We start from the raw sequence: 14,245 nt of genomic DNA, 5'->3' as shown, positions 1-14,245 counted from the left end.
GGCTTCGTCGGCCTGATGATCCCGCACGTCGCCCGTTGGTGGACGGGACCGGATCAACGCTGGGTTATGGCGTACTCATTTGTGTTCGCCCCCATCTTGCTGCTCTGCGCCGATATCGCGGGGCGTCTGCTGGCGGCAGGCGAGTTGCGCGTCTCCATCGTGACGGCCTTTATCGGCGCGCCGGTTCTGATCTGGCTGGTTCGCCAGCGTAAAGCCTGAGGAAACAGAAATGACAAGTAAGACACTCTCGCTTCGCGCCCCCGGCGGCATCGTCAGCGGCCGATTCGCCGGACGAACGCTGCTGGTCAACGGCCTGCTTATGGTGCTCGGCCTGCTGTTGCTGACGGTTGCCATGGGGCTGGGGACGCTGCAGATCGCCCCGATCGACGTATGGCGCGCATTGGCCGGTCACGCCGACGGCGGCATTCAGACCGTCGTGACCCAGTGGCGAGCGCCGCGCGCGGCAATGGCCTTGCTGCTGGGCGCGAGCCTCGGCCTCAGCGGCGCCATCTTTCAGTCCATTATTCGCAACCCGCTCGGCAGTCCGGATATCGTCGGGTTCAATACCGGGGCATTCACCGGCGTTCTGCTGGTGGTTATGGTGTGGGAAGGCGACTATTACCAAATCGTCAGCGGCGCCGTCATAGGCGGAATTGCCGCCGCCGCGTTGGTGTATCTGCTGGCCTGGCGCAAAGGGATTAACGGTTTCCGGCTGATTATCGTCGGCATCGCCGTCAGCGCCGTGATGTATGCCTTCAATACCTGGCTGGTGATTACCGGCTCGCTGGAACATGCCATGACCGCCACGCTGTGGGGAACCGGCACGCTCAACGGCATGACCTGGACCAAAGCGCAACCCGCGCTCTGGCTTACGCCGCTGGCGACGCTGGCCGTGCTGCTGCTGGGCAAACGACTTCAACTACTGGAAATGGGTGACGACAGCGCTCGCGGCCTTGGCGTCAACGCGGAGGCAAGCCGCCTGTGGCTGATGCTGTTCGGGATCGTACTGACCGCGCTGGTCACCGCTACTGCGGGGCCGATCTCCTTTATCGCCCTCGCCGCGCCGCAGATCGCCCGCCGAATGACCCACGCCAGCGCCACCCCGCTGGTGTCCGCCGCATTGGTCGGCGCCACGCTGCTGCTGGCGGCGGATATGATTGCCCAGCACGCCTTCCGCCAGGTCCAACTGCCCGTCGGGGCTGTGACCGTCAGCATCGGTGGCGTATACCTGATCTGGCTGTTGATTCGCGAGTCGCGCCATTGACCGACGCCCGTCTCCGCACGGTTTATGCGGGAGACGGCTCAACCGTTGTTTAGAGTGAGTGATTGATGACACCGTTTTTGCACGCCGCCCACCTGACGCTGGGCTACGACCATAAAATCATTGCCGACGATCTGAATGTGACGATCCCCGCGCATCAGTTCAGCGTCATTGTCGGCCCCAACGCCTGCGGCAAATCGACGCTGCTGCGCGCGCTGTGCCGATTGCTGAAACCGCTGGCAGGAGAAGTGTTGCTGGACGGCAAAAATATTCACGCCATCCCGACCAAGGCCCTGGCCCGCCAGATCGGTCTGCTGCCCCAACACGCCATCGTGCCGGACAACATCACCGTGTCCGATCTCGTCGCGCGCGGACGCTACCCGCACCAGAGCCTGCTGCGTCAGTGGAGCGAGGGGGACCAGGAAGCGGTGGAACAGGCGATGCAGGCCACCAACGTCAGCGAGCTGGCGGACCGCAGCGTGGACGAGCTTTCCGGCGGACAGCGTCAGCGGGTCTGGATTGCGATGGTGCTGGCTCAGCAAACGCCGCTGCTGCTGCTGGATGAACCCACCACCTGGCTGGATATCGCCCACCAGATCGATCTGCTCGACCTGTTCCGCGAGCTGAATCAACAGCGCGGCCATACGTTGGTCGCGGTCCTGCATGACCTCAATCAGGCCTGCCGCTACGCAGACCATCTCATCGTGATGCAGTCGGGCCGCGTGATGGCGCAAGGCGCGCCCGCCGACGTCGTCACCGCCGAACTGGTGCGCGACGTCTTCGGCATGACTTGCGTAATCATCGACGACCCGGTGTCTCACACGCCGCTGATCGTACCCTGCGGCCGCTATCACCCGGCGCCAAAGGGGCTGTGACCCACTGATGCCTTGGGCGGAGCACCGCGTCTCCGCCCGATCTCCCTACCGTGAAGTCCGCTTGGCCAGCGGCATCAGCAGTCGATTCAGCTGCGGCCCCAGTTGCTCCAGCGAAGCGGGCGACAGGATGTCAGCGTGCTCACAAGGCTGAAGATAGGTCGTCAGACGATCGACATACGGCGCCCAAGTCGCCTGCACATCCATCCCTTCCGGTAACGTCCCGGTGGCGACGAACAGCGTCGCTTCACCGTGATAGCGCAGCGTGGACGCCGTAGAGAGCCGTTGCACCGCATCGCGGTAGTTCGCCACGATATCGCGGAACATCGCCGCTTTTTCCGCGCGCAGATGCGCGTCTGTTTCGTCTTCCGCCTCGGCCATGAATTCGGCCTGCTCCTGTGCCACCTCCTGCTGCGCCTGCTCCTCGCTCGGGCCGCTCCAGTCCTGCCCTTCGGGCGGATAGGTGTCGAACAGCCCGAGGAATGCCACCTCCTCGCCCGCGGCCTCTAGACGCGCAGCGATGCCGTGCGCCAGCGTGCCGCCCAGCGAGTACCCCAGCAGGTAGTAAGGCCCTTGCGGCTGTATGCGGCGGATCGTCGCCAGGTGGCGTTCGCACATCGCCGCCACCGAATCACAGGCGGCGATCACGCCATTTGGACGCGGCGACTGCAGGCCGACGAGGGGGTAATCCCCCGACAGATGACGCAACAGTCCGGCATATTGCCAGGCGAACCCGGACGCCGGATGCAGGCAGAACAGCGTCGGCCCACTGCCGGAGCGCAACGGCAGCGTTTCGTCCGCACCGCTGTGACGAGACGCCTCCCCCTCGCCCGCCAGCCGTTGCGCGATCCGTTCCACGCTGCGCGCCGCCATGATCTGGCCGACCGTCAGCGAACGCCCCAGACGACGGCGAATGTCCGCCGCCAGCCTCATTGCCAGCAGTGAATGTCCGCCCAACGCGAAGAAGTCATCGTCGGCATACACCGTCGGCAGCGTCAAAATCTCTGCGAACAGCGCCGCCAGCATGCGCTCATGCTCCGTTTCCGGCTCACGCCCCGCCGGCGCTTGCCCCATCGGAGACGGCAGCGCCTTGCGATCGAGCTTGCCATTGGCGCTCAGCGGGAACTGCGTCATCGTGACATAGCTGACCGGCAGCATATGGGCCGGCAGCGCTTGCGCCAGCGCCTGTTGCAACGCGGCCAACTCCAGCGTCACGCCTTCCTGCGGGATCACCCAGGCCACCAGTTGGCGGGCGTCAGCCCCCGTCAGCGCGCCTCGGCGTTCGCCCAGTTCCCGCGCGCAGACCACCGCCTGCGCCACATCAGGCTGCGCCAACAGCGCCTGTTCTATCTCCCCCAGCTCGATACGCTGCCCGCGGATCTTCAACTGGTCGTCGCTGCGACCCAGATAGTCCACCGCGCCGTCCTCTCGCCAACGGGCGATATCGCCGGTGCGGTACATGCGCGCGCCGTCGCCAAACGGGTCGGCCACAAAGCGCCCCGCGGTCAAATCCGGTCGGCGCAAATAGCCCTGCGCGAGCTGGATGCCGCACAGATAGAGATCGCCTGCCACCCCCAACGGCACCGGTCGCAACGCGCTGTCCAAAATACGCAGCTGGGTATTCCACACCGGCAGGCCGATAGGCACGCCCCCCGCCGTACAGCGGCTCAACGCTTCGCCGGAGGCGGGCTGGTAGGTCACGTCGACCGCCGCTTCCGTCGGCCCGTACAAGTTGTAAAGCGGCGCTGTCACCCGCGACTGATAGCTTGCCGCCAGTTCCTGCGATAGCGCTTCGCCGCTGCAAAATACGCGGCGCAGGCTGCCGCAACCGATGTCCGGCTGCGCCTCCAGCGCGCCGATCCAGGCCGCCAGCATCGACGGCACAAAGTGCAACGTGGTCACGGCGTAGTCGTTAATCAGCTGGGTCAGCGCGTCCGGATCGCGATGCGCGTCCGGCGGCGCCATCACCAGCCGTGCGCCAACCATCAGCGGCCAGAAAAACTCCCACACCGATACGTCGAAACTACAGGGCGTTTTCTGCAACACCACGTCGTCGTGGGTCAGCCGGTAGGCGTCCTGCATCCACCACAGGCGGTTAATGATGGCCTGATGGCTGACCACGACGCCTTTTGGCCGCCCGGTCGACCCGGAGGTATAGATGACGTAAGCCGGGTGTTGAGGCGAGATCGCCGCCGCCACGCGGCTCGGCTGACGACGCTCATCTTCCAATGCGTCAAACAGCAGCGTCTCGCCGAGCGGCGCAAAGCGCGCTTTCAGCTCGGATGCCGTGATCACCAACCGAGGCGCGGCATCATCCACCATCAGCGCCAGTCGTTCGTCGGGATAACCCGTATCCAGTGGTAGCCACGCTGCACCAACGGCGACGATGGCCTGCAACGCCAGCGACAGACGCACCGAACGCGGTAGCGCGACGGCGACGATGTCGCCGGGAACGACCCCCGCCTCCATCAGCTTCTCGGCCAGCAGGTCGACCTGCCGCCGCATCTGCCGGTAGGTCAGCTGATGCTGAGCATCCGCCAGCGCCGCGCCGTCCGGCGTCTGCCGCGCCTGACGCGTCAGCGCTTCATGCAACGTCATTGGCGCCACCGCGTGCGTCGTGTTGTTCACCCTCTCCAGCAGCGTCCGTTCCTCCGGCAGTTGCAGATCCCAGGCGCACAACGGCTGTTCCGGCTGATTCACCAGCTGCGTCAACAGCTGCATCAGCCGTCTGGCCAGTCTATCTGGCTGCGGTACGCTGGGGCGATACTCCATTAGCAGCCGAAGCCGTTCCCCCGGCAGCACCAACAGCGTCAGCGGAAAGTGCGTGTAGCCGCGGTTGTTCAGCGCTTCGCAGCGAATCCCCGCCGAACCGTTGCCCAACGCGCCGCTGTCGGGGTAGTTTTCCACCACCAGCAGCGTGTCGAACAACGTGCCCACGCCCGCCAGTTGCTGAATCTCGCCCAGCCCCAGATCGTCATGCTCGATAAGCTGAATCTGCTGCGCTTGCAGCTCGCCCAGCTGGTCCAGTAGCGAGCGCGCCGGGTCGAGTTTGATCCGCACCGGCAGCGTGTTGCTGAATAGTCCGATATGTTCGTCGATGCCGTCGATATGTCCGAAACGCCCGGACACCGGCGCGCCGAAAATCACGTCGTCCGCCCCGCTGTAGGCGCTGAGCAATAGGCCCCACACACCCTGCATCAGCGTATTGAGCGTCAACCCGTGCTGGCGACATAGTGTCAACAGCCCGCGCTCGAGTTCAGGTTCCGGCAGAAGCTCCAGCTCGCGCACCTCGTCCTCATGCGGTCCGTCGCCGAACAGCAGCGTCGGCCGCGCATCGCTCAGCACCTCGCGCCACAGCGAACGAGAGCGCTCGGCATCCCGCGCCGTCAACTGCCGCACCACATCGCCATAGCTGATGCGAGGCGGCGTCAGCGCCGCGTTTTCCACTACCTTGAAGAGATCGCGCAGCAGAACCGGCGTCGACCAACCGTCGACGATCAGATGATGCGCGTTGAGAAACAGCGTGTGGCGTTCGCCGTCGGCATGACTGACCAGCCGCGCGCGCAGCATGGTCTGCGGCTGATGGAACAAATCCCTCGCCAACTCCGCTTTTTCCAATGCAAGCAGCGCGGCGGTCTCCTGCTCCGGCGTCATCGGCGGGAGGGTCTGCGTATCCAGCGGCCAATAGTCGGCGTCGTCCTGCAATAGCGGGATCACCTGGAGCGGATGCTCGGCAAGTTCGCTGTCAAAGCGAGCAGCCAGCTGCGGATGATGGCGGACGACGGCCTCCAGCGCCTGACGGAGGCGGTCGGCGGTCAACGGCCCGCGCAACGACAACCGGGTGAGCGAGTTATAGCTACCGGTCTCCGCCGCCATCTGCGCATGGAACAGCAATCCTTTCTGCAACGGCAGCAGCGGCAGAACGGCCGCCAGCGGGCCATGTCGCTGACTGAGCTGCGCCAGCGTGTCGTCCGTTACGCCAGCCAAGCCTACATCGGCGGCCACCAGCGTATCCGCCGCGGATTGCGGCTGTCGCAGCGCGGCTGTTGACAGGTCGTCCGCCGCTTGCGCCAGCGCCTGATGCAACGCATCGATATCGTCGCGGTTAAATACGCCCTCGGCCCAACCCCAGTGAATAGCCAGCCGAGGCTCGCCCTGACCTTCGTCGACGAAGAGGTTGATCTCCAGACCGTGACCCAACGCCATCTGCTCGTCCTGCGCGACGGCAAAGGCATCGCGGAAACGACGGGCGTTGCGCTGCGGCGCCCACGCGCCGTCAGCCGTCTCGAAGCGGCCCAGATAGTTAAACAGGATGTCGGGGGCGCTCTGCGCTTCCCGCTCGGAAAGTGAATCCGTATTCATCGCGTCCAGATAGCGCAGTACGCCGTAGCCGATACCGCGATCCGGCACGGCCCGCAACACGCGTTTCACCGCGCGCATCACCTGCCACGGCTGGGTGATCTCCGCATCAGTCCAGTCAAGGCACACCGGATATTCCGCCGTCAGCCAGCCTAGGGTGCACGTCAGGTCGAGCCGATCATCCTGATCGCTGCGACCGTGCGACTCCAGCGTCAGGCGCAGACGGGAAACGGCGAAGCGTCGGGCGCAGGCCAGCGCCAACGCGCACAGCAGCGTCTCTTCCACGCCCGCGCGATAACGTTGCGGCAGCGTGGTCAGCAGCGCTTCGGTCTGCTGCGCGCTCAGCAGCAGACGCTGTTCGCACTGTCTAGACTGGCGATCCTGTTCTTCCTCCAGCGGACGCCGTCCCAGTCGGGGGATATCCGGGGGCAGCATGGACTGCCAGAATGACAGTTCGTCGCGCCGCCGAGGAATATCCGCCAGCAGATGGGCCGACCAGTCGTGCAGTGAACAGGCTTCCTCGGGCAACGTCGCCGGCTGTCCAGCCAACACGGCTTCGGCGGCCTGCCGCAGCTCGGGCAACAGCACGCGCCAGGAGACGCCGTCCACCGCCAGATGATGAATGACCAGCACCAGCCCGCACGACTGCGCCTCATCCCGGCGCAGCAGTACAGCCTGCAACATCACGCCCTGCGCCGGATCGAGACGGCCGACCGCTTCATCAAACGCCTGCTCGGCCGCGGCCTCGGCATCGCTTTCCACTGCAAGCGTGCGGCATAGCGACGCCGCCGCGTGACGAGGAGATTCCCCCACCACCAGCCTTTCGTCCTGCGTATATGCCGCCAGTACGGGATGGCGGGCGACCAGCGCCGCTAGCGCCTGCGCCGCGTGCGCCGCATCCAGTTCCCCGGGGACGTTAAGCCAGACCCCGTGAGCGAAGCGGCAGTTGATGCCATGATGCCGCGCAAACCAGTGCAGGATCGGCAGCCCCGTCACCGGACCGCGTTGTGCGACACGGGGTAACTGCGCCTGTTGCGTCAGCGGACCCAGTGCTCTCGCCATTCCAGCGGGCGTACGTTCAGAGAAGATTTCACGCGGACGCAGCAACCAGCCCTGACGGCGCAGCGCCGTCGCCAGTCCCATCGCCGAAATGCTGTCTCCCCCCAGCGCAAAGAAGTCGTCGTCCGCGTTGACCGCGTCCATCCGCAGCAGGGTGGCAATGGCCTCGCAAATCAGCACTTCCTGCTCGCCTTCTGCGGCGCGGCCTTGTCGAACGGCCGCCGCCTGCGGTTTCGGCAACGCCTGCCGGTCGATTTTACCGTTCACCGTGAGCGGCAACTCAGCCATCACCATTAGCAGCGCCGGGACCATATACTCCGGCAGAGAAACGCCCAACTGCGCCAACAGGCGGGCGGCGATATCCGGCTGCGCGCGCAGCGCCTCGTCCGGCACCGAGCAGTAACCGATCAACCGATGCGTCGCGCCCATCGGTTCGGCGATCACGACAGCCGAGCTGACTTCCGACAACCCCGCCAGCGCGCTTTCGATTTCGCCCAGCTCCACACGGAAGCCGCGCACTTTAATCTGATGATCGACGCGTCCGATAAACGCCAGCTGGCCGTCGGGACGCCAGCGCAGCACATCCCCGGTGCGGTACATCACCTCGCCCGGCGCAAAGGGATTGGCGACGAAGCGGGCCGCCGTCAGATCCGGGCGGCGCAGATAGCCGCGCGCAATGCCCGGCCCTGAGATATACAGTTCGCCGGGGACGCCGACCGGCACCGGCTGCAAACGGGCATCCAGCAGCCAGACGTGAGTATTGGCGACCGGCCGACCGATCACGGGCTGGTCCGCCGCCTGCACGCTGGCCCCTAGGGTGTCGATGGTGTACTCCGACGGACCGTAGTAGTTGTGGATTTCGATGGCGTGCTGGCGCTGCATCAGCTGCCACAGCCTAGGCGTGGCCGCCTCGCCGCCGATCATGATAAAAGCAGGCTGATGCTGTTCGGCTTCCAGCAGACCGGCGTCGATCAGTTGAGAAAAGAACGACGGCGTGATGTCCAGCAGGTCCACCGGCACCTGATTCATTTGCTGCACCAGCGCCCACGCGTCCCGACGCAGATCTTCGTCAAAGATATAGAGTTCGCTGCCCATCAACATGCAGAACAGCGGCTCCCAGGAGGAGTCGAACGAGAAGGAGGCGGTATGACCGGCGCGCAGCCGTCTGTCGTGACGCTGCTGGAAACGCGTCATCGCCGGACCAAACAAGCAGTGCTGATGGGACAGCAGCAGGTTCAGCAGACCGCGATGCGTGCTCATGACGCCTTTCGGACGCCCGGTCGAGCCGGAGGTATAGATAATGTAGGCCAGATGATCGCCCGACAACGGCTGCGGACGATCGCCATCGTCGATTGGCGTCGCCGACGCCGCCTGGCATTCCGCCCGCAGCGCGTCATCGTCCAGACACAAGGCGTCCGCCAGCTCCGGCATCTGCGCCAACCGGTCCCGCCAGGTCAGCAGCAGCACCGGCCGGGCGTCTTCGCACATCAGCGTCAGACGCTCGCGCGGGTAGTCCAGATCCAGCGGCAGATACGCCGCGCCGCTGGCTAACACCGCCAGAATCGCCACCACGCTGTCCACCGAGCGAGGGACGGCGATAGCGACGACATCGTCCGCACTCACCCCGCGCGCGATCAGCACGCGCGCCAGCTGCATCACCCGCGCCGACAGCGTCGCATAGTCAACCTGTTCGTTTGCGCTGGTGACCGCGACCGCGTTCGGCTGCCGGGTAGCCTGACGCACCAGCAGGTCTATGACAGAAGCGCAGTCATCGGGCATCGCGAGCTGCGGCCCTCGGCTCCAGCCGTCAATCCGCCGTTGCTCTTCCGGACTCAGCAACGACAGTTCGCCAATAGGCTGCGCAGGCTGCTCCGCCAACTGAGACAGCAGGTGCTGTAAACGATCGCCGTGCGCGGCCAGCGTTTCGCGGTCATAGCGGGCGGGATTCGCCACCAGCCCCAGTTGCAGGCGGTCGCCGTCGACCCCGATTTCGAACTCCAGATCGTCCACCGGCCCCATCGCCAACACGTGGGTGACGGCGGGCGTGCCGTCCAGCGTCAGTCCTGCGTTGTACACTTTGTAGTTGAATACCGGGCCGTACAGCCCGTCCTGTTCGCCGACCCGCCCCAGATCGCGCCGCAGCTGTTCGGCTTCGTAGCGTTGGTGACGGCGGACGGTTTTGATCTCCGCCTGCAACGCGCGGGTCACGTCGGTCAACGTCATTTCAGGAGAGAGCGTTAGCTGCAACGGCAGCACATTCACCACGGGTCCGACGGCGGACAGCGCCGCAGAACCCATCCGGCGCATGAACGGAAACCCGATCGACAGCCGTGGCTCGCCGCTCATGCGGAACAGGTAGACAGCCAGCGCCGCCATCGCGATTTCCGCCGGTTGGGCCTGACCCAGTTCGGGACTCGCGGCAAACGGCGCGGCGGGGAATGAGAGCTGATGATGCCAGGTCCGCACGGTCTCTGAATGAGCGAGGCCCTCCTCGGTGGACAACGAGATCGGCGTCGGCAGATCGGCCGCATGCGTACGCCAGAATTCGGCGGCGCGCTGGCAGGCGGGCGAAGACTGCCAGGTCAGATACTCGTCCACCACGTCGCTGAATGGCGTAAACGGCGAGGGCGACGCCGCTTTTCCGGCCCGCAGGGCGTTATAAATATCGACAATGCGTCGGGTCAGCGCGTCAAAACTGAAACCATCCAACAGCAGGTGGTGATAGCGCTGATACCACAGCCAGCGCTCCGGCGCTGCCGACACACGCATGACGCTATGCAGGTACAGCGGCCGTTCGCCGTCCGCTGGCAACTCTTCCGCCAGATCCGCCTGCATTAACGCATAGGCAGCCGCTTCCCCATCCGGCTGCTCGCTTACATCCACCCACTCTACCGGTCGCACGGCGTCCGGCACGACACGCGTCGGCACAGACTGCCGCGGCTCGCCTTCTGCGTTCAGCGTGAAGCGGGAATGGATCGTATCCGCTTCGGCCAGTCCCTGACGGATCGCCATGTCCAGATCGTCACGATCGAGCGGGCCGTTAAGTTCGATGGCATGCGCCACGGTAAAAACATTTCTCCGGCTGGCGATGCTGTCCGCCATCCAGATCCCTGGCTGGGCCGCGACGAGCGGCAGTTCCAGATATTTCGCCTGTTGTTCAGGCGCGACGAGAGTGTCTGACACGATGAGACTTCCTTTGCGTTTGCATGGAGAAAACAGTGTGAGGCGTCGAGCCGACGCCGATGTATGGCGTGGCTACAGGGCGGCCTGTCGCAGGCTGGCGGGACGCATATCCTGCCACTGTGTTTCGATCCAATTCAGGCAGGCCGAGCGGTCGCCCGGCCCGTAAACCGTTTCCCATCCTGCGGGAACAGCGGCGAAGGACGGCCACAAACTGTATTGCTCCTGCGGGTTTACCAGTACCTGAAACACCAGACGGTCATCATCAAACGGATTTTGTTGTTCCTGACTCATACTTATTACCTTTTTCCATGTAGTTGGGGGGTGGACGTCCCCTCAGTCATTTCCGCCATCAGCCAGCGGCAGCCATCGATCAAGCCGCCGCGCCAGCACAGCGCATCATGGCCGCCCGCGTACACCCGGAACTGGACCCGGTGTCCCGCCTCTGTCAGCGCCTGATGCATCTGTCGATTGACGTGTTTAATGTCCGCTTCGCGGTGTCCCGCCTCCTGAAAAATCGTCAGGGGCCTCTCCGGGCGCCCCTGCTGGCGGACCTGTTCCCCCAGCCAGCCGCCGGGTTGCTCGCAGGACTCGCCCTCGGTGATGAATGTCAGGTCAGGCCACCAGAAGGAGCCGGATTGCGTCAACACTCGGCCGAAACGGTGCGGCAGAAAAAGTCCGGCATACAGCGCCGCCAATCCGCCGTAGCTCTGGCCAGCCACCAGCGTGCGGTCGGGGTCATAGCTGAAAGGGGTGTGCCGAGCGGCTAACGGCAACAGTTCGTCCTGCACCGCAGACCAAAATACGGCGTTGCAGGGCAGTTCCTCGCCGCGGGTCTCTGGGTCAAGCGCGTCAATCAGCAGCCAGACGGCGGGCGGCAGCCTCCCGCTGTGGGTTTCTTCGTCCAGCGCGGAAAAGAGCGGGAACTGCTCCGCCCAGCGCTGACCGTCCAGCACTATCGCCAGCGGGCGATGTTCCGGCGCCTCGCTGTCTCCCGTGGCGTAAAGCCAGATACGCCGGGCGTTGCCCAGTGTGTCGCTGCGCCACGTGAAGGTATGCAGCCGACGCGCGTCCGGCGCCGACGCCTGTCCCCGGTCAACACGCCGCCACGCGGCCTGAGCCGGCGCATTGGGCATGTGGGCGGACGACTCCGGCTGCCCGCCCCAGGTGTGATGGGGCATATTGACGTTCAGCGGATCGGCCACCGCGTGAGCCGACAGCGAACACCACCACTCTCGCTGCTGCTGGCGTCGTTCATGGTCGTCCTGGCTGAACGACGGCGGCAACTCGGCTTCCGTGACGGGCAACAGGCAGTAGCTGCCGCGCCAATCGTTCTCCAGCGTGACGCTCCAGTGCCAAACGTCGGTGTCCGCCAGACGCTGCAGGCTCTGCGGGGAACAACTGTGGTGGTCGGTGACGCCGTTGATATCCGCATAGACCCGCTGAATGGGAGACTGCGTCCCCGAGCCGTGCGGGTCCCGCCACAAAAATGTCGCTCTGACCTGCCCAGGCTCCGCGCTTTCCACTAGCGGCGTGCCAAGATGAGCCACACGTCGCCACCAGGCTTCCGTTCCCGCCTCTGGCGCGTTCAATAACGCCGCGGCAAAACCGGGTTGCCTTGGTCCATACATACCGCCTCCTGTTCCGATATCCCCTAACACTTACTTAAGATTATTTACTTAAAACTTAACGTCTGCGGATTACATCACAGAACTGGACATAAAAACGAATAATATTGAGAATCATTTACAGTTGCAATAACATGTAAACCGAACTTACGTTAAGCCAGGGATTAACGTGAGCCAAAGCCACTAAAAACAAGGGGTTTATCAACTTATTACCAAAGAGATAGTAAGACGTTTCGGTGATTCGTTGACGCAATGCTTACGAAACCCATCTTTCTGATGTTTTGCGACAGGTTTTCAAAGGGATAAATCATGCTCACCACTAAAATAAAACCATTAACACAGCTTATTGCTTCTTACGCTAATGGCCGCAGAGCGCCTCTGATATTGGCGTCTGCGCTCTTAGCCCCGACCTTGGCGCAGGCGGATACGCCCTCCTCCGCCGACAGCAATGACACGATGGTGGTCACCGCCACACAGGGAGAGAGCGTCACTGCGCCGCTGCGAGGCATCGTGGCCAAAGCCAGCGCCTCGGGCACCAAGACCGAAACCCCGCTGGTAAAGACGCCGCAGTCGATTTCCGTCGTAACGCGCGACCAGATGGACCAGCAGGCCGTCGGCTCCGTGGCTGACGCGCTGAACTACAGCAGCGGCGTCGTCACCAACTACCGCGGCTCTTCCAACCGCAACGACGAAGTGATCGCCCGCGGGTTCCGGTATGCGCCGAAATTCCTCGATGGTCTGAGCTTCGGGCTGAGCGGTCAGGGTTCATCGCTCGGCAAGTTTGACCCGTGGCTGCTTGAACGCGTCGAGCTGGTGCACGGCCCGGCATCGGTGCTCTATGGGCAGGTGAACCCCGGCGGCCTGATCAGCATGACCAGCAAACGCCCGACGGCCGAAGAGATCCGCAAAATCCAGTTCAGCGCGGGCAACAAGCATCTGGGCGAAGCGGCGTTCGACTTCGGCGGCGCGCTGAACGATGACAAAACCGTGCTCTACCGCCTGAACGGCATCGGCAGTACCCAGCACGAATTCGTCAAAGACTCCAAGCAGGAGCGCGTCGCTATCGCGCCCGCCCTGACCTGGCTGCCGAATCCCGATACCAGCTTCACGCTGCTGACGGCATACCAAAACGACCCGGAGGCGGGCTTCCGCAATTTCCTGCCCGCTTACGGCACGGCGTTCGAAACTGTATCCGGCTATATCCCCTATGACCTGAACGTCAGCGACCCTCACTATCACGAGTCGAAGCGCGAGCTGGGTTCGCTGGGCTATCTCTTCGATCACTCGTTCAATGACACGATCTCGTTCCAACAGAACTTCCGCTACTCCAAGCTGAAGGAGAAATACAAATATCTGGTGTACACCGTCGGGGGTACGGCGACGGACACCACGATCTCCCGCCGCCAGCAGAAGGAGTACACCAATACCGACGAGCTGGGGCTGGATAACCAGCTGAAAGCCAAATTCGCCACCGGCGACGTCGCGCACACCCTGATCGGCGGGCTGGATTACAAGTGGCAGAAACAGGATTACAACTACTGGCGCAACGGCGGCGATCAGTATGACTTCGACTGGGCTAACCCGGTCTATGGCGGCTCCTGGCTGGTCAGCGATAACGAACTGAACCTGATGACCAGTACGGTGAAAAAACTCGATCAGGTGGGGATCTATCTGCAAGACCAGATGGAGTGGGAGCGCTGGAATCTGCTGCTGTCAGGGCGCAACGACTGGAGCGAAGTGCGCACCACTGACCGCGCCGAGTCCACCACCACCCAGCAGAACGACAACAAGTTCACCGGCCGTGCGGCTCTGTTGTATGCCTTCGACAACGGCATTTCCCCGTACATCAGCTACAGCACCTCCTTCGAGCCGAACCTGAGCAGCGG

Annotated in this window: 7 protein-coding genes; 4 read left to right on the top strand and 3 right to left on the bottom strand. The window is 63.8% G+C overall.

The window, feature by feature from the left end:
- The 3 genes from AU511_RS15520 to AU511_RS15510 form a co-directional block, all read left to right on the top strand.
- The coding region (locus AU511_RS15520) for an iron chelate uptake ABC transporter family permease subunit (protein ID WP_139829400.1) at positions 1-219 on the top strand (219 nt) is incomplete at its 5' end.
- A gap of 10 nt (positions 220-229) precedes the next feature.
- Positions 230-1,264 carry an iron-enterobactin ABC transporter permease gene (gene fepG, locus AU511_RS15515; RefSeq protein WP_094110222.1) on the top strand — a complete coding sequence of 345 codons (1,035 nt, stop codon included), beginning with the start codon at positions 230-232 and terminating at the stop codon, positions 1,262-1,264.
- Positions 1,265-1,329: 65 nt separating this feature from the next.
- Positions 1,330-2,136, top strand: coding sequence for an ABC transporter ATP-binding protein (locus AU511_RS15510; RefSeq protein ID WP_094101471.1), 807 nt, complete (start codon positions 1,330-1,332; stop codon positions 2,134-2,136).
- Between the two features lie 45 nt (positions 2,137-2,181).
- On the opposite strand, the gene AU511_RS15505 is transcribed toward AU511_RS15510, so the two are convergent.
- The 3 genes from AU511_RS15505 to fes form a co-directional block, all read right to left on the bottom strand.
- Positions 2,182-10,734: an amino acid adenylation domain-containing protein gene (locus AU511_RS15505; protein WP_094110221.1), complete on the bottom strand. Its 8,553-nt coding sequence runs from the start codon at positions 10,732-10,734 to the stop codon at positions 2,182-2,184.
- A 72-nt stretch (positions 10,735-10,806) separates the two neighbouring features.
- Complete coding sequence (locus AU511_RS15500; protein ID WP_094101473.1) at positions 10,807-11,025, bottom strand: MbtH family protein; 219 nt, start codon at positions 11,023-11,025, stop codon at positions 10,807-10,809.
- Positions 11,026-11,030: 5 nt separating this feature from the next.
- Positions 11,031-12,362 (bottom strand): enterochelin esterase, encoded by a 1,332-nt coding sequence (gene fes / locus AU511_RS15495; protein WP_094110220.1) that lies wholly within the window; start codon positions 12,360-12,362, stop codon positions 11,031-11,033.
- Between the two features lie 306 nt (positions 12,363-12,668).
- On the opposite strand from fes, the gene AU511_RS15490 reads away from it, so the two are divergent.
- On the top strand, positions 12,669-14,245 hold a 1,577-nt coding region (locus AU511_RS15490), incomplete at its 3' end, for a TonB-dependent siderophore receptor (RefSeq protein WP_094110219.1).

Source organism: Lonsdalea iberica, assembly GCF_002111585.1.
Lineage (GTDB): Bacteria > Pseudomonadota > Gammaproteobacteria > Enterobacterales > Enterobacteriaceae > Lonsdalea > Lonsdalea iberica.
The sequence above is the reverse complement of the archived record's forward strand: the minus strand, read 5'-3'. Positions and strand labels throughout refer to the sequence as shown.

Excerpts from the sequence above, each read along its gene's own strand:
- fepG (WP_094110222.1), top strand. The coding sequence starts at position 230 with ATGACAAGTAAGACACTCTCGCTTCGCGCCCCCGGCGGCATCGTCAGC.
- AU511_RS15510 (WP_094101471.1), top strand. The coding sequence starts at position 1,330 with ATGACACCGTTTTTGCACGCCGCCCACCTGACGCTGGGCTACGACCAT.
- AU511_RS15500 (WP_094101473.1), bottom strand. The coding sequence starts at position 11,025 with ATGAGTCAGGAACAACAAAATCCGTTTGATGATGACCGTCTGGTGTTT.
- fes (WP_094110220.1), bottom strand. The coding sequence starts at position 12,362 with ATGTATGGACCAAGGCAACCCGGTTTTGCCGCGGCGTTATTGAACGCG.